Source organism: Luteimonas saliphila, from assembly GCF_016774335.1.
Classification (GTDB): domain Bacteria; phylum Pseudomonadota; class Gammaproteobacteria; order Xanthomonadales; family Xanthomonadaceae; genus Luteimonas; species Luteimonas saliphila.
Genome location: NZ_JAETWA010000035.1, coordinates 98280 through 116176, shown reverse-complemented (window position 1 = coordinate 116176; position 17897 = coordinate 98280). Strand labels below are relative to the sequence as shown.

Sequence of the window (17897 nt, the reverse complement as noted above, 5' to 3'; positions counted from 1 at the left end):
AGCATAGCCGCGTCGCATCCACGCCGCGTCAGTACCCCGCCGCCTGCCCGTCCTTGCGCGACTCGCTGGCGCCGATCCAGCCGCCCTGCGGATTGACCATGATCGCCTGGTAGCCGCCGTAGGGGCCGTCGGCGTAGCGCACGCTGTGGCCCTTGCGCATCAGCGCGCGCACGGTTTCATACGCGAATCCGGTTTCCAGGTCGAGCTCGCCGCCATCGGTCATCGCCACGGCCTGCCCGGCCGGATCGGTGGACCCGTCGTGCTGGATGCGCGGCGCGTCGCCGGCCTCCTGCAGGTTCATGCCGAAGTCGATCAGGTTGAGCAGGATCTGCACATGGCCCTGGGGCTGCATCGCGCCGCCCATCACGCCATAGCTCAGCCAGGGCCGGCCGTCCTTCGTGACGAAGGCCGGAATGATGGTGTGGAACGGCCGCTTGCCGGGTTCGAAGCTGTTGGGATGACCGGCCTTGAGCACGAACTGTTCGCCGCGGTCCTGCAGGATGAAACCCAGCCCCGGCGGCGCCATGCCGCTGCCCATGCCGCGGTAGTTGGACTGGATCAGCGAGACCATCATGCCGTCGGCATCGGCGGTGGTGAGGTAGATGGTGTCACCTTCGTCGAGCTGCGCCGGCGTGCCGGGCTGCGCTTCCTGCAGCGCGCGGTCCATCGAGATCAGCTTTCCGCGCTCGCGTGCGTATTGCTTCGAGATCAGCTTCGCCACCGGCGCCGGGTGGAACGCGGGATCGGCATACCAGCGCGCGCGGTCGGCGAAGGCCAGCTTCTTGGCCTCGGTGAACAGGTGCACGTGCTGCGGGCTGCCGAAGCCGTACGACTTCAGGTCGTAGGGTTCGAGCAGGTTGAGGATCTGCAGCGCGGCGATGCCCTGGCCGCTGGGCGGCAGTTCCCAGACGTCGAAGCCGCGGTAGTTCGTGCTGACCGGATCGACCCACTCGCCCTGGTGCGCGGCGAGGTCTTCGTAGGACAGGAAGCCGTCGTTGGCCTTGAAGTAGGCGTCGATGGTGCGGGCGATGTCGCCCTTGTAGAACGCGTCTCGGCCACCCTCGGCGATCGTCGTCAGGGTGTCGGCGAGGTTCGGGTTCTTCCAGGTCTCGCCAGTGCGCGGCGCGCGGCCGTCGATCGTGAACTGCTCGCCGAAGCCGGGCCACTTCGACAGCCGCGGCACCGAACGGTCCCAGTAGTACGCGATGACCTCGTGCACGGGATGGCCTTCGCGCGCATAGCGGATCGCGGGTGCGAGGTTCTGCGCCATCGTGCGCCTGCCGAACCGTTCGTGCAGCGCGAACCAGCCGTCGATGGTGCCGGGCACGGTGACCGGCAACGGGCCGTGCGGCGGGATTTCCTTCAGGCCGCGACGTTCGAACTCGGCCAGCGTCAGCGACTTCGGCGAGCGCCCCGATCCGTTGTAGCCATGCAGCCGGCTGGTCTTCGGATCCCACACGATCGCGAACAGGTCGCCGCCGATGCCGTTGCCGGTCGGTTCCATCAACCCGAGCGCGGCGTTGGCCGCGATCGCGGCATCCACGGCGCTGCCGCCGGCCTTCATCACGTCGAGCGCGATCTGGGTGGCCAGCGGATGCGAGGTCGCGGCCATGGCGTGCGGGGCGTAGACCTCGCTGCGGGTGGCGAAAGGCTGGCCGGTGATGCGGTCGGCGGCCGAGCCGGTGGCACCCACCAGCGCCGCGGCGGCGCCGAGCGCGATGATCAGGAAGGTCTTGCGCACTGTTGCCACCGTCCGGGGATGTCGAAGGGCCACACCTTAGCGCGTCACGCGCGAGATGGACTCCCCGCCACGAGCACTCAGGGCCAGGCGGGCGGATCCTGGCGCCACGCCGCCAGCACCTCGGCCAGGGAGGTTCGGTCGGCTTCGCTCCAGTCCGGCAGCAGGCCGGGCAGGGCCGCGGGATTGCTCCAGCGATCGGGGTAGGTGCGTACCGCGGCGGCATACCAGGCGACCGCCTCGTCCCTGCGGTCGAGTTTCCACAGCGCCAGCGCAAACGTCGGCGGCACCCACGATGGATGGACGATGCGATTGGCATAGGCCTGCATCCACGCCGACAGCGCCGCATCGACCTGGCCGGCGCGGTACAGATCCCAGCCCTGGTTCCACAGCAACGCGCGCAGACGCAAGCTGCCTTCGGCGGCCTTTCCCCTGGCGCGCGCATACAGCGCCAAGCCGGTGTCCGTACGCCCGGAGGCCATCGACAGGTGCGCGAGCTGCGCCACCGCCTGGTCGGCGTGACGACCGCCGCGCTCCATCAGCCGCACGAGCTGTTCGATCGTCGCTTCGTCCTCACCCGCGATCGCGACGATGGGCGCCGCGACACTGGCGTCCTCGTCGAAATAGAACTCGGCGGGCCTGGGCAGCGCTTGCGCCGCGGCGATGGAACAATGGCCCGCGAACATCGCGAACAGAACAAACATGCACGCGTGCGTGAACGCACGTGTCTTCGGTGTCATGGCTGGAAGTCCCCTGTGTACTGCAACTGCCTCCCGTCGAGATTGTACCGATGCAGCATCCGGAGCGCAGACGCGCGGTCGCGCTCCGCGCCGACGTCGCAGCAGCGCAGGCATGCGGAACGTGCTTGCAGGATCCTGCCCGATGCGAGCACCGGCGCCGCGTCCCCTCATCTTTGCCCGCCCTGGCCGGCGCCCCGGCGCGAGGGCCACAATGAACGCCTGGGCATGCCCGTCTCGCGAGATGGGGCGACGCACGGTCGGGCGACGAATGAAGGTCTCCGACACCGGAAACCGGCCGCACGGCAACGAGACCTCCCCGGCGCGGCTCGGACCCGGCCCATGGTTGTGCCGCGAAGCGGCCACGGCCGACGCCCCTCGGGCACGCCCTAGCTGTCCTCGGCCCGCCGGCGCGCTAGCGTTGCCGTACCGTTTGGTACGGAGACGGCCATGGGCGTCGGCGTTTCATCTGTCATCGATTCCGGTTCCCGCTGGCAGCCGCCGGCCACCACGTTGCCCGCGACGACGCCCACGGCGCCGAACGTGTGCTATGCCGGCTACTGCCCCGAAACGAGCTATCACCCGCAGTTGCAGCCGCCGGGCACCTTCCCCACCGGCAGCCCGCCACCTTCCGCGGCCGGTGGCACCTACGGCATTCCTTCCGGCAGTACGCTCGGCGACGTCGCCAGCGGCACCCAGGCACAGCCGTTCGACGTGACCCTGTCGCAGCTGGCGACCGCGGTCTACGGCACCCGCGGCGATCCGCCGGAAGGCTGGAGCGCGGTGAGCGATGCGCAGTTGCAGGACATGGGCGTGGCCGACCCGCAGGCGTGGCGCCTGCAGTACCTGGGCGCGAACGACGGCGTGCCGACCAACGACCAGGAGTTCCGCGCCGAGGTCTACACCGACGGCGAGGGCAACTACGTGCTGTCGTATCGCGGCACCGCCGAAGGCGCCGCCGACTGGGACAACAACTTCCGCCAGGGCCTGGGATACGAGACCCGCGACGGCGACAAGTTCAGCGTCACCGCGGTCAACACCGCGGTCGAGTTCGCGCGCGTGTTCGGCGACAACCCGGGCGGCGAGTCGAGCAACCTCGCCATCACCGGCCACTCGCAGGGCGGCGGGCTGGCCTCGGTCGGTTCGCTGGCCAGCGGCGTGCCGGCGGTCACCTTCGACGCCTCGGGCATCCATCCCAACACCTTCGACCGCATCGGCATCGACCCGCAGCGCGCGCGCGACCTGGCCGAAGGCGGCCAGATCCGCGCCTATTCCCTGCAGGACGACGCGCTGACCAACGCCCAGGATGCCTGGCTCACCGGCATCGTCGCGCCCGACGCGATCGGCACCCAGATCGTCGTCGCCCCCGCCAGCGCCGACGAGCACAACATGTTCACCAACTACGGGCCGATCGAGGGCTTCTCGCCCGGGCAGAGCGAACTGATCAACACCGGCGTCGAGGCCGCGCGGCACACGCCGTTCCTGCCGATCAACCCGGCCACGGGCCTGGTCACCGGCGGCGTGAACCTGGTCGGCGACCTCGCCTACGCCGCGATCAGCCACAGCCCGAACGCGCTGACCGCGGGCATGGTCGAGCACCGACCCTGGCAGGCGGGCTACGAGAACCCCTCCAACTTCGGCCGCGACGTGCAGAACCTGCTGCCGGACGAGCTGAAGGACGACTACGCGCGCAACGTGCACGACTTCGCCACCGACATCGATGCCGTGGTCGCCGGCGACTTCGCCGATGGCCGCTACGTGCAGGGCGGCGTCAGCCTGGCCGGCGACTTCGCCGAGGGCTTCTTCAACTCCACCGGCGATACCGTCGACCGCTATGCCGACTCGCTGGCCGCGCGTATCGACGAGAACGTGGATGGCTGGGTCGGCGACGTGCTGGCCGGTGCGGTCGATGGCGCCGGAGACGTCGTCGAGTTCGCGGCCGACGCCGGCGGGCAGGTGGTCGAGACGCTCGCCGATGGCGCCGGCTGGGTGGCGCAGGGCGTGACCGACGCGGCCAAGGGCGTGGGCAACTTCGTCGGTGGGCTGTTCGGCCGGTAGTCGCCCTGGATGTCCCGGATGACGCCGGTGCCCCCTTGCGCGGCGCTATGATCGCGGCTCCAATGCCGGGCATGCGCCACCTTGTCGCGATCGTGTCCGCGCTCCTCCTCTGTTGCGCCGCTGGGTGCGCCCGACCGTCCATGAGCAACGACGACGCCTTCTCCAGTCCCGAACTGTCCGTGCTGGCGGACGCGGTCGCACGCGGCGATGCGGCCGAGATCCGGCGTCAGCTCGAACGCATCGATGCCGATACGCCGGGCAGCGACGGCAGTACCCTGCTGATGGCGGCGATCAAGCGCGGCAGCAGGGCGGGGGTCGAGGCCCTGCTCGAAGGCGGCGCGGATCCGAATCGCGCGGATCCCCGCGGCGACACGCCGGTCCACGCCGCCGCGTTCTCCGGCGACGCCGACCTGCTGCGCGCGGTGCTGGCGCGCGGCGGCGATGCCAATGCACGCAATCCGCACACCGGCGCCACGCCGCTGGTGCAGGCGCTGCTGTCGCCGGAGGCGACGCAGTACGCGGTACTGCTCGAAGCCGGCGCCGACCCCGACATCGCCGACCACAACGGCGACACCCCGCTGCACGTCGCCGCGCGCACCAACAACGGCGGCGCGATCCTGGCACTGCTCGAGCGTGGCGCCTCGCCCCTGGCGAAGAACGCCGGCGGCGCCACGTTCCAGTCGTACTACTTCGGCTACAACCGCGCGATCCTCAACGATCGCGCGCTGGGCGAGCGCAAGGCGGTGGTGGAGTGGCTCAAGGCCCATGGCGTGCCGCTGGAGGCGGCGGTGAGCCAGGCCGACCAGCAGTAGCTGTCGAAGCAGGACTGTTCTCCCGGACCGGGGAACGCGCGGAGCTTCGGGATTCCAGCGGTTCGGCGCGCTGCGGGCGAGGGCTGGCGATTCGGAAGAACCACCCTGGAGCCTGGACCGGCCGGTGGATAGCGCCTGAAGACGCTCCTACGCGGGACGGAAACCGCCTGCCTGCTTGCGCGCCGAGCGCCTTCAGTGGATCGCGCCTGAAGGCGCTCCTACAGCGGGGGTATGCGGGCGGATCCGACCATGTAGGAGCGCCTTCAGGCGCGATCCCCGCCCGCTGCAACCGCCGGGTCGGTCACCCGACCCCATTTGCTTCGCCCCTCCGCTGACGTCCCGCAAACGCGCGAGAAAAAAAACGGCCGGGCAGTGCGCCCGGCCGGTTCCTCCCTCCCACCCGGTTTGTCGCGACGCCCGCGGCACCCTCAGGCCGCGGCGGCGTGCGAACGTTCGAACTGCTCCTCCTCCGTCGAGCCCTTGAGCGCGGTCACGCTGGAACTGCCGCCCTGGATCACCGTGGTCACGTCGTCGAAGTAGCCGGCGCCGACTTCCTGCTGGTGCGAGACGAAGGTGTAGCCCTTGTCGCGCGCCGCGAATTCCGGCTCCTGCACCTGCTCGACGTAGTGGCGCATGCCCTCGCCGCGCGCGTAGTCGTGCGCGAAGCGGAAGGTGTTGAACCAGTTGATGTGGATGCCGGCCAGGGTGATGAACTGGTACTTGTAGCCCAGCGCCGAGAGCTCGTCCTGGAACGAGGCGATCTGGCGGTCGTCGAGGTTCTTCTTCCAGTTGAAGCTGGGCGAGCAGTTGTAGCTCAGCAGCTTGCCCGGATGCTTCGCATGCACCGCCTGCGCGAACTCGCGGGCGAAACCGATGTCCGGGGTTCCGGTCTCGCACCACACCAGGTCGGCGTAGGGTGCGTAGGCCACGCCGCGGCTGATCGCCTGCTCCAGGCCGTTCCTGACCTTGTAGAAGCCTTCGGCGGTGCGGGTTCCGGTGACGAACGGACGGTCGTTGGCGTCGAAGTCCGAGGTCAGCAGGGTCGCGGCCTCGGCGTCGGTACGCGCCAGCACCACGGTCGGCACGCCGAGCACGTCGGCCGCCAGTCGCGCCGACACCAGCTTCTGGATGGCCTCCTGGGTGGGCACCAGCACCTTGCCGCCCATGTGCCCGCACTTCTTCACCGCCGCCAGCTGGTCCTCGAAGTGCACCGCCGCGGCGCCGGCGCCGATCATGTTCTTCATCAGCTCGAAGGCGTTGAGCACGCCGCCGAAGCCGGCCTCGCCGTCGGCGACGATCGGCAGGAAGAAGTCGATCGCCTCCTCCTCCTGCATCTTGCCGTCGCAGATCGCCTTCCACTGGATCTCGTCGGCGCGCTGGAAGGTGTTGTTGATCCGGCGCACCATCGTCGGCACCGAGTCGTAGGCGTACAGCGACTGGTCCGGGTACATGGTCTCGGAGGTGTTGCCGTCGGCGGCCACCTGCCAGCCCGACAGGTACACCGCCTCCAGTCCGGCCTTGGCCTGCTGCATCGCCTGGCCCGCGCTGATCGCGCCGAAAGCGTTGACGTAGCCCTTCTTCGCGCCGCCGTTGACCAGCGTCCACAGCTTCTCGGCGCCGCGCCTGGCGAGCGTGTGCTCCGGCTGCAGGCTGCCGCGCAGGCGCACCACGTCGGCGGCCGTGTACGGGCGTTCGATGCCGGCCCAGCGCGGGTCGGTGTTCCACTGCTGCTGCAGGGTTTCGATCTGTTGTGTCCGGGTGGTCATGGGAAGCTCCAATGCTTTTCTTGCTTTTCTTGCTCGGATTTGTCCGCAGGAGAGGTGCCCCCGTAGGAGCGCCTTCAGGCGCGACCGGAGATGCGGCGCGGGTTCGCGCCTGAAGGCGCTCCTACAGGTGGATGACGGTGATCAGACGATGCGCTCGTATGCCGGCAGGGTCAGGAACTCCTCGAGCGTGGCGCGGTGGGTCAGCTCCTCGAGCAGCGCGATCGCCTCCTGCACGCGGCCCGCGCCGGGCATCGGCTGGCCGGACAGGCGCGAAGGCAGGTTGAGCAGCACGCGGTCGAACAACGCCTCGTCGATCACGGTGCCGTCGTGCAGGTGCAGCGGGGTGTTGCCGCCATCGGCCGCATGCAGCCATTGCCACAGCTGGGTGCGCGCGATCTCGGCGGTGGCGGCGTCCTCCATCAGCCAGTGGATCGGCACGCAGCCGTTGCCGTCGAGCCACGCGGCGAGGTAGCGCACGCAGACCTCGACGTTGTTCTCGAAGCCGATGCGGGTGATGGTGCCCAGCGACGGCGCCAGCAGGTCGCGCCGGGTGACGATCACTTCCTCGCGCCCCAGGTGCTGCTGGTGCGGGCCGGGCATGCGCTCGTCGAACACTTCCCGCGCAAGCGGAATCAGGGCCGGGTGCGCGACCCAGGTGCCGTCGTGGCCGGCGGTCACCTCGCGCAGCTTGTCCGCGCGCACCCGCGCCAGCGCCTGTTCGTTGGCCTCTTCGTCGTTGCTGATCGGGATCTGCGCGGCCATGCCGCCCATCGCGTGCGCGCCGCGGCGGTGGCAGGTCTGGATCAGCAGTTCCGAGTACGCCTTGAGGAAGGGCTGGGTCATCGTCACCTGGCTGCGCTCGGGCAGCACCCGGTCGCGATGCGCGCGCAGGGTCTTGATGTAGGAAAAGATGTAGTCCCAGCGCCCGCAGTTGAGCCCGACGATGCGCCCGCGCAGGGCGTGCAGGATCTCGTCCATCTCGAACGCCGCCGGCAGCGTCTCGATCAGCACCGTGACCTTCATCTGCCCCTGCGGCAGGCCGAGCTCGTGCTCGATGTGCGTCAACACCTCGTTCCACAACGCCGCCTCTTCCATCGACTGCAGCTTGGGCAGGTAGAAGTACGGACCGCGGTCCTTCGCCGCCAGCGCGGTCGCGTTGAGCCATGCGAACAGGCCTAGGTCGAACAGGGCGGCGGACATGCGCTGGCCCCCTCGTCCCTGCTCGGGACCGGCGTCGACCAGCACGTGCTTCTCGTCCAGGTGCCATCCGCGCGGACGCACGATCAGCACCGCGCGCTCGTCCTCGGGGCGCAGCGCGTAGCGCTTGCCGTTGTCCGCGGTGAACTCGAGCGTGCCGGCGATCGCCGCGCGCAGCGCACGCTGGCCGGCGAGCAGGTTGTCCCAGGTCGGCGCGGTGGAATCCTCGAAGTCGGCCATGTAGCAGTTCGCGCCGGAGTTCAACGCGTTGATCACCATCTTCGGGTCGACCGGCCCGGTGATCTCGACCCGGCGGTCGAGCAGCGCCGCCGGCGCCGGCGCCACGCGCCATTCGGCGTCGCGGATCGCGCGGGTGTCTTCGCGGAAGTCCGGCAGGGCCCCGGCATCGAATTCGGCCTGGCGACGACACCGGTCCGCGAGGCGCGCCCGGCGAGCCGGTTCGAACCGGCGATGGAGCCCGGCCAGGAAGGCCTGCGCACCATCGTCGAGCAGGTCGACGACGGCGGCGGGATCGGGCAGTTCGATGTCGGGGGCGATCCGGGAGGGCTTCAGGACGGCGGACATGGCGGGCTCCAGTGGATGTTGCAGTGCAACGCCACCATCCGCCCGACCCAATTATTTGACAAGACAGTTTTTACAATGTAATTCATAAGTTCTGCAAATAAATGTCTTGAATCAATGCCTTCCAGCGGCAATGTGCCCCCGCGATTCGCCTACAAGGCCGACCGGCTCAAGCCGTTGCGCGCCTTCTGCCAGACCGTGCGGCTGGGCTCGGTGTCGCGCGCGGCCGAGGCGCTGTACGTCAGCCAGCCGGCGGTGACCCTGCAGTTGCAGGCGCTGGAGCGGGAACTGGGCGAGAAACTGTTCGAGCGCAGCGGCCGGCGCCTGGCGCCGACCCGCGCCGGCGAGGCGCTGTACGAACTGGCGCGGCCGCTGGTGGACGGCATCGACACCCTGCCCAGCGCGTTCCGCAGCCAGCTCAGGGGCATGGACGCGGGCGAGCTCAACATCGCCGCCAACAGCTCGACCATCCTCTACCTGCTGCCGCGGATCGTGGAGCGCTTCCGCCAGCGCCACGCCGACGTGCGCCTGAGCCTGCACAACACCGTCAGCGCCGACGGTACCGACCTGCTGCGCGCGGACGCGGTGGATCTCGTGGTCGGCTCGATGCACGACGTGCCGGCGGACCTGGTGTACGAACCCCTGCACCGCTTCGAGCAGCGGCTGGTGCTGCCGCCAGGGCATCCGCTGGCGGACAAGGAAGACCTGACGCTCGCCGACATCGGCCGCTACGGCCTGATCCTGCCGCCCAAGCGGCAGATCACCTGGCGCCTGGTCGACCTGGTGTTCCAGCAGAACCGCGTGCCCTACACCGTCGCGCTCGAGGTCGGCGGCTGGGAGGTGATCAAGCAGTACGTGGCGATGGGCATGGGCATCAGCATCCTGTCCTCGATCTGCCTGACCGAGGCCGACCGCGGCCGCATCGTGACCCGCCCGCTCGACAACTTCTTCCCCGCCCGCAGCTACGGCGTGGTGATGCGCAAGGGCCGGCTGCCGTCGCCGCAGGCGCGCGCCTTCATGGACCTGATCCAGCCCGACCTGTTCGTGCGCCGCGACTATTACGACAGCGGGCATTCGGAGCGCTGATTTTGCCGATGCAGGGCCGCGACAGGGGGATACTCGCGGTGCTACTCCGATACCGTCTATTGCTCGCTCAGCGGACCTCGCTGCGCAATCGCAAGGCAAGGGAACAAGGGGCTTCCGGTCACGTTGCCACTCGCTGATGGCGTGCGGCAGGACGATGCTGATGGTATCCGCCTGGACATGCTGCCAGGCCGATCGCAGCTGCCAACGCCGGCCTTCGACTCCGCGGGAATCGATGAGATCAGGGCGCGGGTTGCTGATGACGCCGCCTCCGGGCGGCTGCCGGATCGCGCGGTCAGCGATTCCGTCCTGCTCATTGGCTCCGAATCGCGCGATGACATATGGGCTGGGCCGGCCGAGTCCCATATCTTGCGGAGGCTGTCAACGTTGAATTTGGGCGAACTCGGCCTATCTCGCCCATCTGTGCGATGTACGTCGACAGTTTGCGAGATCGCCATAGTCCAAGAATATGAAGCCGCGAAAGACAGTACGACCAGTTGGCAAACGCAATTCTCCAGGCTGGATGACGCGGGGAGCTGGGGTGGCTCTCTTGCAGAAAGCGCGATGCTGATGCGGATGGAGAGCGGCGATCGCGTGGCATTCTTCACCTATCTGCATTTCGCCCGGTAGCCGTCTACGACGTCGTTTCGAGCGCGAACAAGCGGGGCGGAAGGGCAGTCCCGCATGCTACGCGCAGGAAGGGACTGGCAAGAAGAATCGGCAGTTCGTCGCGGCGTGGTCTGCCTGGCCCCCCGCTTTGCAAGGCCATTGCGCCTTGGGGCGTAGCCGAAGGGCGGCGCGTTGCGCCTCGCCTGGCCTGATGCCGCCCCGGCCCCCAGCACTCAACGCAGGCCTTCCGGTTGCGATCGGGGCGACCCCTCGCTCCGGCGGGTGGTGCGCGCCGCGCGCGCCGATCGCGGCCTCAAGGCATCGGCAGGTTTTCGTCGGCGAACACGGCCGCATGCGGAACGCCGTCGGCGCCGATCCAGCCGCGATACATGCCCGGGGTGTTGAACGGGAAGGCCACATTGCCATCGGCGCCGAGCGCGATCGCGCCGCCGTCGCCGCCGGCCGCGGGAATGTCGCCGTTGATCACCGCGTCGGCCGCGCGCCGCAGCGGCATGCCGGCCAGGCGCACGCGCGCGCAGATCTCGTGCGCGGCGGCGGTACGGATGTAGAACTCGCCCCATCCGGTGCCCGACACCGCGCAGCGCGCGTCGGCCCACGTCCCCGCGCCGATGATCGGCGCGTCGCCGACGCGGCCGTAGCGCTTGTTGGTCATGCCGCCGGTGGAGGTGCCGGCGGCGAGGTGGCCCTGCGCATCGAGCGCGAGCGCGCCGACGGTACCGAAATAGGCCTTGCCAGGCAGTTCCGGCGGCGTGGCCGACGACTGCGCGGACGCCTCCGCCGCCAGCGCCTTCTGCAGCTGCTGCCAGCGCCTCTCGGTGCGGAAGTACGCGGGTTCCACCAGCGCGATGTCCTGCTCCTGCGCGAATGCTTCGGCGCCATCGCCCACCATCATCACGTGGCGGGAGCGCTCCATGATCCGGCGCGCCAGCAGGATCGGGTTCTTCACCCGGCGCAGACCCGCGGCGGCACCGGCCTTGCCGCTGGCGCCGTCCATGATCGAGGTGTCGAGCTCGTTGCGGCCGTCGTGGGTGAAGACCGCGCCGCGGCCGGCGTTGAACTGCGGCGCGTCCTCGAGCACGGTGATCGCGGCGGCCACCGCGTCGAGCGCGGGCTTGCCCGATCGCAGCTGCGCGTGGCCGGCCCGCAGCGCCGCGGCCAGTGCATCGCGCGCGGCGCGCTCTTCTTCCGCGGTGAGGTCGCCGCGTTCGACGCCCGCGCCGCCGTGGATCACCAGCACCGGCGCGTCCAGCGCCACCAGCACGCCGTCGCGCACCGCGTAGCCGCGTTCGAACATGGGCCGCTCGACGCGACCCGTCGGCAACTGCAGCACCGAGTCGGCGCCGACGCCGGAGACCTCGAGCCGTTCGACCCGCATCGGCTTGCCGTCTTCCTGCTCCCGCGCGAAGCCGCCGCGCACCACGGTCGCGCCCGCGCCCGGCGCGGTGGCGAACACGCGTGCGCGGCCGTCGCCTTCCACCGCGACCGCCGCGTCCTCGTCCACGCCGAGGCCCAGCACACCGCGCCCGCCGGACAGGGTCTCGGCCTTGGCCACGAAGGCGAGCAGGCGCCCCAGGCGGTCGCGCTCGCGGAAATGGGTGTCGGTCACCACGCCCCTGAGCGCATCGATGTGCAGGAAACCGGTCTCGATGGTGTTGGCCTCGCCGAGCGGGTCGGCCAGCGCGCGCGGACTGACCTGGCTGCCGCCATCCATCGCGCCGTAGACGAATTCACCGAGGATCGCGAGCCCGGCGCTGGTGCCGCCGAGCGGCTTGCCGGCACGTACATGGGCGTCCAGCGCCTCGGCCACCGGCGTGCCTTTCCAGTAGCGCACGTAGCGCGACTGGTCACCCCCGCCGATGAAGATGCCGTCGGCCTTGCGCAGGCTGGCGAGAATGGCGGGATCGTGCGCGGCCTCGCGGCCGGAGAACACGAAGGTCTCCACCGACGCCACGCCGCCGATCTCGTCGTGCAACTCCTCTCCGATCTCGCCGCCCATCGACGCGCGCAGCACCACCACGTGACCGTTCCCGGCTTTCCCCAGGAACCAGCGCAACGCCTCGTGGTTGCGGTCGCCGCCGCCCATCAGCAGCAGGCCCGGCGCGGGCGTGCCTGGCCTCGGCAGCGAGGGATCGCCGACGAGGTGGCGCTGGAAGTCGGCGGCGCGGGACGGTGCCGCATGCAGCATCAGCAGGGTGGCCGCCAGCAGCAGCATCGATCCGATCGCGCGTGTCGTCATCGTGGTCCTTCGTCCCGTTCGCGGGCCCGTGCGGGAGGAGGACGAACAGTGGCGACAAATCCCCCGCCCGGCAACCATCGGCCGCGATCGGCTATCGTGCCGGCCATGCCCAAGGCGCTGGACGACTGGTTCATCCGCGAGATCCTCGTCCACGAGGCGCCGCTGATGCATTACCTGTTGCGCTCCGCGCCCCGCAGCGAGGAAGCGAGCGACCTGCGCCAGGAGGTCTACGCGCGCGTCTACGAGGCCGCGGGCAAGGCGCTGCCGCAGCAGCCGAAGGCCTTCCTGTTCGCCACCGCGCGGCACCTGCTGGCCGACCGCGCGCGCCGCGGCAAGGTGGTCTCGATCGAGCCAGTGGGTGATTTCGAGCCCTTGCACGTCCTGATAGACGACGTGTCGCCGGAACGGTGGTGCGGCGGACGCCAGGTCCTCATGCGCTTGGCCGGAGCCTTCGACCGCTTGCCGGACCGCTGCCGCGAGGTCGTGTGGCTGCGGCGCGTCGAACACCTGTCGCAACGGGAAGTGGCCCAGCGGCTCGGCATCAGCGAGAAGACCGTGGAAAAGCACATCGCCAAGGGGATGCGTCTGATCGCCGGATACTTCTACGGCGGCGAGGAGGTGCCGCAGCCCGCGGCACGCGGCCGGCAAGCGGTGGACGCGGATGGACAGCAGCAGGCCGACTGATCCGGTGCCCACGCGCAGCGAGCGGATCGAGCGCGTCGCCGCGGAGTGGCTGGCGCGGCGCGACGGCGGGGCCTGGAACGACGACGACGACGGCGCGCTCGAAGCGTGGCTGGCGCAGGACGCGGCGCACCGGGTCGCGTTCCTGCGTCTGCAGGCCGCCTGGGAGCACGCCGGGCGCCTGGATGCGCTGGGCGCCGGGCTGCGCGGGGCAGGGGTGCCGCCACGCGGGTTCTGGCGATCGTCGGCGGGTGACGAAACACCGCCCCGCGCCGACCCCGCCGCCGCGCTCGAAGGCTTCGCGTTCGCGGCGCGTCGGCCGCGCGGCGGATCGCGCGCCCGTTTCGCGGCCGTCGCCGCACTTGCTGCCTGCGCGCTGGCGCTCGGTTGGGGCTGGCGTGCGTTCGCGCCGGTCGAGGCGGCCTCGCATGCCACCACGCTCGGCGCCGTGCGCACCGTGCCGCTGGCGGACGGTTCGAGCACGACCCTGGCCAGCGACAGCCGCATCGACGTGCGCCTGTCCCGCCGCGAGCGCCGCATCGACCTGCACCGGGGTGAAGCCTACTTCGAGGCGGCGAAGGATCCGGGCCGGCCGTTCGTGGTCGATGCCGGCGAGCGGCGGGTGGTGGCGGTGGGCACGCGGTTCTCGGTGCGTCGCGACGGTCCGGACCTGCGCGTGGTGGTCACCGAGGGCATGGTGCGACTGGAATCGGACCCGGTGGCGGGTCAGGCGCGTCCGCCGACGCTGCTGCCCGCAGGCAGCGTGGCGATCGCCCGGCGCGACGGGGTGCTGGTGCGCTCGATGCCGCTGGCCGAAGCTGCGCGCCTGGTCGACTGGCGCAGCGGCCTGCTGCTGTTCCGCGACACCCCGCTGGCCGAGGCCGCCGACGAGTTCAACCGCTACAACGCGCGCAAGATCGTGATCGGCGACCCGGCGGTCGGCGACCTGCGCATCGGCGGCAGCTTCCGCTGGGAGAACGCCGAGGGGTTCGTGCGCCTGCTCGAACAGGGATTCCCGGTACGCGCCGAGTACGGGAGCGACCGCATCGTCCTGCACAGCCCCTGACCCGGCGGGGGATTTGCGCGACTCATTCGTCCTGAACACGCATGGGGCGCGATCCGCGCGCCGTCCGGGGGAATCCGCTTGAAACCGTCTCGTCCGCTGCGCGTCCTGCTGCTGTCCCTGGCCTGCTCCGTGGCGCTGGCCGCCCACGCCCAGGCGCCCGTCGACGCCCCCAGCGACGTGCGCGTGGACATCGCTGCGGGCGAACTGTCCGCCGCGCTGGATGCCTGGGCCCGGCAGTCGGGCACCCAGCTGGTGTATCGCGCCGACCAGATGCGTGGCGTGCGCACCGCCGGCGCCCGCGGGCTGCCGGCGGGCCGGGCGCTCGACCAGTTGCTGCGCGGCAGCGGCTTCACTGCCCGCGAGGACGCATCCGGCGCCGTGCTGGTCGTGAAGCAACCGCTGCTGGCGCAGGCCGGGCCGGCCTCCGCTGCGACGGCGCAGGCCGCGGCCCCGGCACCGCCTCCGCCCGTCCCCGAGCCCGAGCCCGAGGTGTCCGAACTGCAGACGGTGCAGGTCACCGGCTCGCGCATCCCGCGCGCCCAGGTCGAGGGTCCGGCGCCGATCACCGTGATCAGCGCCGAACAGATCCAGGCCGCCGGCCTGACCAGCGTTCCGGAGGTGCTGCGCTCGCTCAGCCAGGCCAGTGGCAGCGTGCAGGGCCAGCAGAACACCACCAGCGCGCAGTCCACGCCCGGTGCGCAGGCGGTCGACCTGCGCGGCCTGGGCCCGAACCACACGCTGGTGCTGATCAACGGTCGACGCATCGCCGATTTCCCGCTGCCGCTCAACAGCCGCAGCAACTTCACCGACATCGGCAACATCCCGCTTGGCATGATCGACCGCATCGAAGTGCTCACCGGCAGCGCCTCGGCGGTGTACGGCTCCGATGCCATGGCCGGCGTGATCAACTTCATCCTCAAGAAGTCCGCAGACGGCACGACGATCGACTACCGCTACGGCGACACCGCGCGCGGCGGCGGCGAATCGCACGTGCTGACCGTCACCACCGGCTTCGAGCGCGCCAACTTCAACGCGGTCGCCGGCGTGGAACTGATCGACAAGCGTCCGCTGTGGGGCTACGAGCGCGACATCCAGGACTCGACCCTGGACGCGCCGACCGCACGCCGCCGGCTGCCCCGTCTGGTCGCCCAGCTCTACGACTGGGACGAGGACGCCAACATCGCCCCGGCCGACGGCTGCGCCGCGCTGGGTGGCCTCAACGAAGGCACCACCGCGCTGGCCGAAGACCGCTTCGGCGAGCCCTACTGCGGCAGCGAACGCGCCATCGCGTATCGCACGATCACCAGCGAGCGCAAGGGTTTCAACGCCTACGGCTCGTTCGAATACCGCTTCTCCGACACGTTGCGCTGGTTCGCCGACACCCAGCTGGGGCGGCAGGAGGTGCGCCTGCTCACCGGAACCAACGGCAACGACGTGGCCAGCGACCACATGGGCTGGGAGTTCCACGATCCGGCCTCGGCGCAGAACTACCGCAACAAGATGTTCTACAACGCCGGCACCGGCACCTACCAGATCTGGTCGCGCCAGTTCACGCCGGAGGAAGTCGGCGGCCTGCGCAACCGCATGAACACCACCATCCAGAAGACCTTCGCCGTCACCACCGGGCTCGCCGGCGCACTGGCGGAGAGCTGGGACTGGGAGGCGTCCTACAACCATTCGCGCTACGAGGCCGAAGTGGGCATGCCGCGCATCCGCGCCGAGGCCGCCAACCGCTTCTTCCTCGGCGAGCGCCTGGGCTACGACGAGGACGGCTATGCGATCTACAACCCCGACCCGGAGCGCCTGTTCCGGCCGCTGACGCCGCAGGAGTTCGCCGCCATCGGCGCCATGTCGACCTGGCATCCGGAGGCGAAGAACGACTCGCTCAGCGTCACCGCGAACACGCCCGAGCTGTTCGCGCTGCCGGCCGGCGACGTCGGCTTCGCCGGCGCGCTCGAATACGGCCGCCAGTCCTACGACATCAATCCCGATCCGCTGGCGCTGACCGAGGATGCGTACTACGGCCCGCGCTACGGCGACGGCAGCGGCGACCGCGACCGCTGGAGCGCCGCCGGCGAGCTGCGCCTGCCCTTGGCCTCCACCCTGCAGGCCAGCGTCGCCGGCCGCTACGACCGTTACAGCTATGCCGACAAGGACCCGGGCAAGTTCACCTGGAGCGCCGGCCTGGAGTGGCGGCCGTTCGACTCGCTGCTGGTGCGCGGCTCCCACGGCACCGGCTTCCGCGCCCCGGACATGCACTACCTGTTCGCGACCGAGGACTACTACCGCACCCGCTTCGCCACGGACTACTACGACTGTCGCACCGCAGAACCCGGCGTGAGCAACGGCTACTGTTACGACGACGGCAGCTACGACGTCAGTACCTTCGACGTGTACACCGGCAACATGCAACTCGACGTGGAGACCAGCAAGTCGAGTACGGTGGGCCTGGTGTGGTCGCCGATGGCCAACTTCGACCTGGCGCTGGACTACTACCGGATCCGCGTCTCCAACCAGGTACAGACCCAGGACCGCGAACTGCTGCGCCAGACCGAGGCCGACTGCCGCATCGGCACGACCGACACCGGCGCGAGCGTCGACACCGGCTCCCCGACATGCCTGGATGCACTGGCGCGCGTGATCCGCGATCCGGACGGGGTCATCACCAGCGTCCGCTTCAGCCCGATCAACATCGCCAACGAGGAAACCTCGGGTATCGACGCCGCTGCGAACTACCGCCTCCGGACCGCAGGTTTCGGCGAGTTCCGCTTCAGCGCCAACTACAACTGGACCCGTCGCCATACGCGGCAGCTGTACCCGGGCGATCCGAGCGAGGACATGCTGGACGTGGGTTTCAGCGCCACCACCCTGCCGCGCAGCAAGGGCAACGTGGGCCTGAACTGGGAGCGGGGCGCCTGGGGGGGCAGCCTGTTCGGCACCTATGTCGGCCGCGTCGCCAACTACGACAACGATGCCTGGACGCCGGCCACCTGGCGCTTCAATGCTGGCTCGGCCTACCGCATCAACGACCACCTGCGCGTGTCGCTGACGGTGAACAACCTGTTCGACAGGATGCCTCCGGAGGACCAGACCTGGGCGAACTATCCCTATTACGACACCTCCTGGTTCGACTCTTTCGGCCGCAGCTATTTCGTGCGAGTCACGTGGAAGCTGGGCGGCGCGCCGCTGTAGCGGAGCGTCCGGGGAAGCCATCCGAAGGGCCGCGCTTCGATCCACTGCCGCGGAGAAGGTACCGGGGAGGGGTCCGGAAAGCGCCAGCCGTCGAGCGCCGCGGCGGTCCCGCCCCGGCG

The 17897-nt window shown here is 70.0% G+C and carries 12 protein-coding genes and 1 pseudogene; 7 read left to right on the top strand and 6 right to left on the bottom strand.

From position 1 onward, the window contains the following. Positions 1–28: 28 nt before the first annotated feature. Together ggt and JMO03_RS09180 are read right to left on the bottom strand one after the other, a co-directional pair. A complete protein-coding gene (gene ggt, locus JMO03_RS09185; RefSeq protein ID WP_238346040.1) occupies positions 29–1726 on the bottom strand; it encodes a gamma-glutamyltransferase in 1698 nt (565 codons plus the stop codon). A gap of 92 nt (positions 1727–1818) precedes the next feature. Continuing rightward, positions 1819–2442: a tetratricopeptide repeat protein gene (locus tag JMO03_RS09180; protein ID WP_202842674.1), complete on the bottom strand. Its 624-nt coding sequence runs from the start codon at positions 2440–2442 to the stop codon at positions 1819–1821. Between the two features lie 483 nt (positions 2443–2925). On the opposite strand from JMO03_RS09180, the gene JMO03_RS09175 reads away from it, so the two are divergent. Then, positions 2926–4533 (top strand): Tle-like phospholipase domain-containing protein, encoded by a 1608-nt coding sequence (locus JMO03_RS09175; protein ID WP_202842672.1) that lies wholly within the window; start codon positions 2926–2928, stop codon positions 4531–4533. 140 nt (positions 4534–4673) lie between these two features. Continuing rightward, the gene (locus JMO03_RS09170; RefSeq protein ID WP_202842669.1) at positions 4674–5345 is read left to right on the top strand and encodes an ankyrin repeat domain-containing protein; all 672 of its coding nucleotides are present in this window, start codon (positions 4674–4676) and stop codon (positions 5343–5345) included. Between the two features lie 428 nt (positions 5346–5773). Here the strand turns inward: JMO03_RS09170 and aceA are convergent, their stop codons facing one another. Together aceA and aceB are read right to left on the bottom strand one after the other, a co-directional pair. Continuing rightward, the gene (gene aceA / locus JMO03_RS09165; RefSeq protein WP_202842668.1) at positions 5774–7111 is read right to left on the bottom strand and encodes an isocitrate lyase; all 1338 of its coding nucleotides are present in this window, start codon (positions 7109–7111) and stop codon (positions 5774–5776) included. A 141-nt stretch (positions 7112–7252) separates the two neighbouring features. After that, positions 7253–8893, bottom strand: coding sequence for a malate synthase A (aceB, locus tag JMO03_RS09160; protein ID WP_202842667.1), 1641 nt, complete (start codon positions 8891–8893; stop codon positions 7253–7255). A 132-nt stretch (positions 8894–9025) separates the two neighbouring features. Here aceB and JMO03_RS09155 point away from each other — a divergent pair, with 132 nt between their 5' ends. Further along, entirely contained in the window at positions 9026–9976 is a 951-nt protein-coding gene (locus JMO03_RS09155; protein WP_337926389.1) for a LysR family transcriptional regulator, read from the top strand. Positions 9977–10099: 123 nt separating this feature from the next. Beyond that, entirely contained in the window at positions 10100–10603 is a 504-nt protein-coding gene (locus JMO03_RS09150; RefSeq protein ID WP_238346023.1) for a hypothetical protein, read from the top strand. Positions 10604–10895: 292 nt separating this feature from the next. On the opposite strand, the gene JMO03_RS21100 is transcribed toward JMO03_RS09150, so the two are convergent. Both JMO03_RS21100 and JMO03_RS21095 read right to left on the bottom strand, forming a co-directional pair. Continuing rightward, positions 10896–11897, bottom strand: coding sequence for an isoaspartyl peptidase/L-asparaginase family protein (locus JMO03_RS21100; RefSeq protein WP_238346038.1), 1002 nt, complete (start codon positions 11895–11897; stop codon positions 10896–10898). 441 nt (positions 11898–12338) lie between these two features. Beyond that, positions 12339–12599 (bottom strand): annotated as a pseudogene (locus tag JMO03_RS21095) (Type 1 glutamine amidotransferase-like domain-containing protein); the annotation flags it as partial. A 345-nt stretch (positions 12600–12944) separates the two neighbouring features. Here JMO03_RS21095 and JMO03_RS09140 point away from each other — a divergent pair. The 3 genes from JMO03_RS09140 to JMO03_RS09130 all read left to right on the top strand — a co-directional run bounded on the left by JMO03_RS09140 (position 12945) and on the right by JMO03_RS09130 (position 17778). Next, positions 12945–13523 (top strand): RNA polymerase sigma factor, encoded by a 579-nt coding sequence (locus tag JMO03_RS09140; protein ID WP_202842664.1) that lies wholly within the window; start codon positions 12945–12947, stop codon positions 13521–13523. Between the two features lie 4 nt (positions 13524–13527). Continuing rightward, positions 13528–14586: a FecR family protein gene (locus JMO03_RS09135; protein WP_337926388.1), complete on the top strand. Its 1059-nt coding sequence runs from the start codon at positions 13528–13530 to the stop codon at positions 14584–14586. 78 nt (positions 14587–14664) lie between these two features. Next, a complete protein-coding gene (locus tag JMO03_RS09130) occupies positions 14665–17778 on the top strand; it encodes a TonB-dependent receptor (RefSeq protein WP_238346022.1) in 3114 nt (1037 codons plus the stop codon). Positions 17779–17897: the final 119 nt, after the last annotated feature.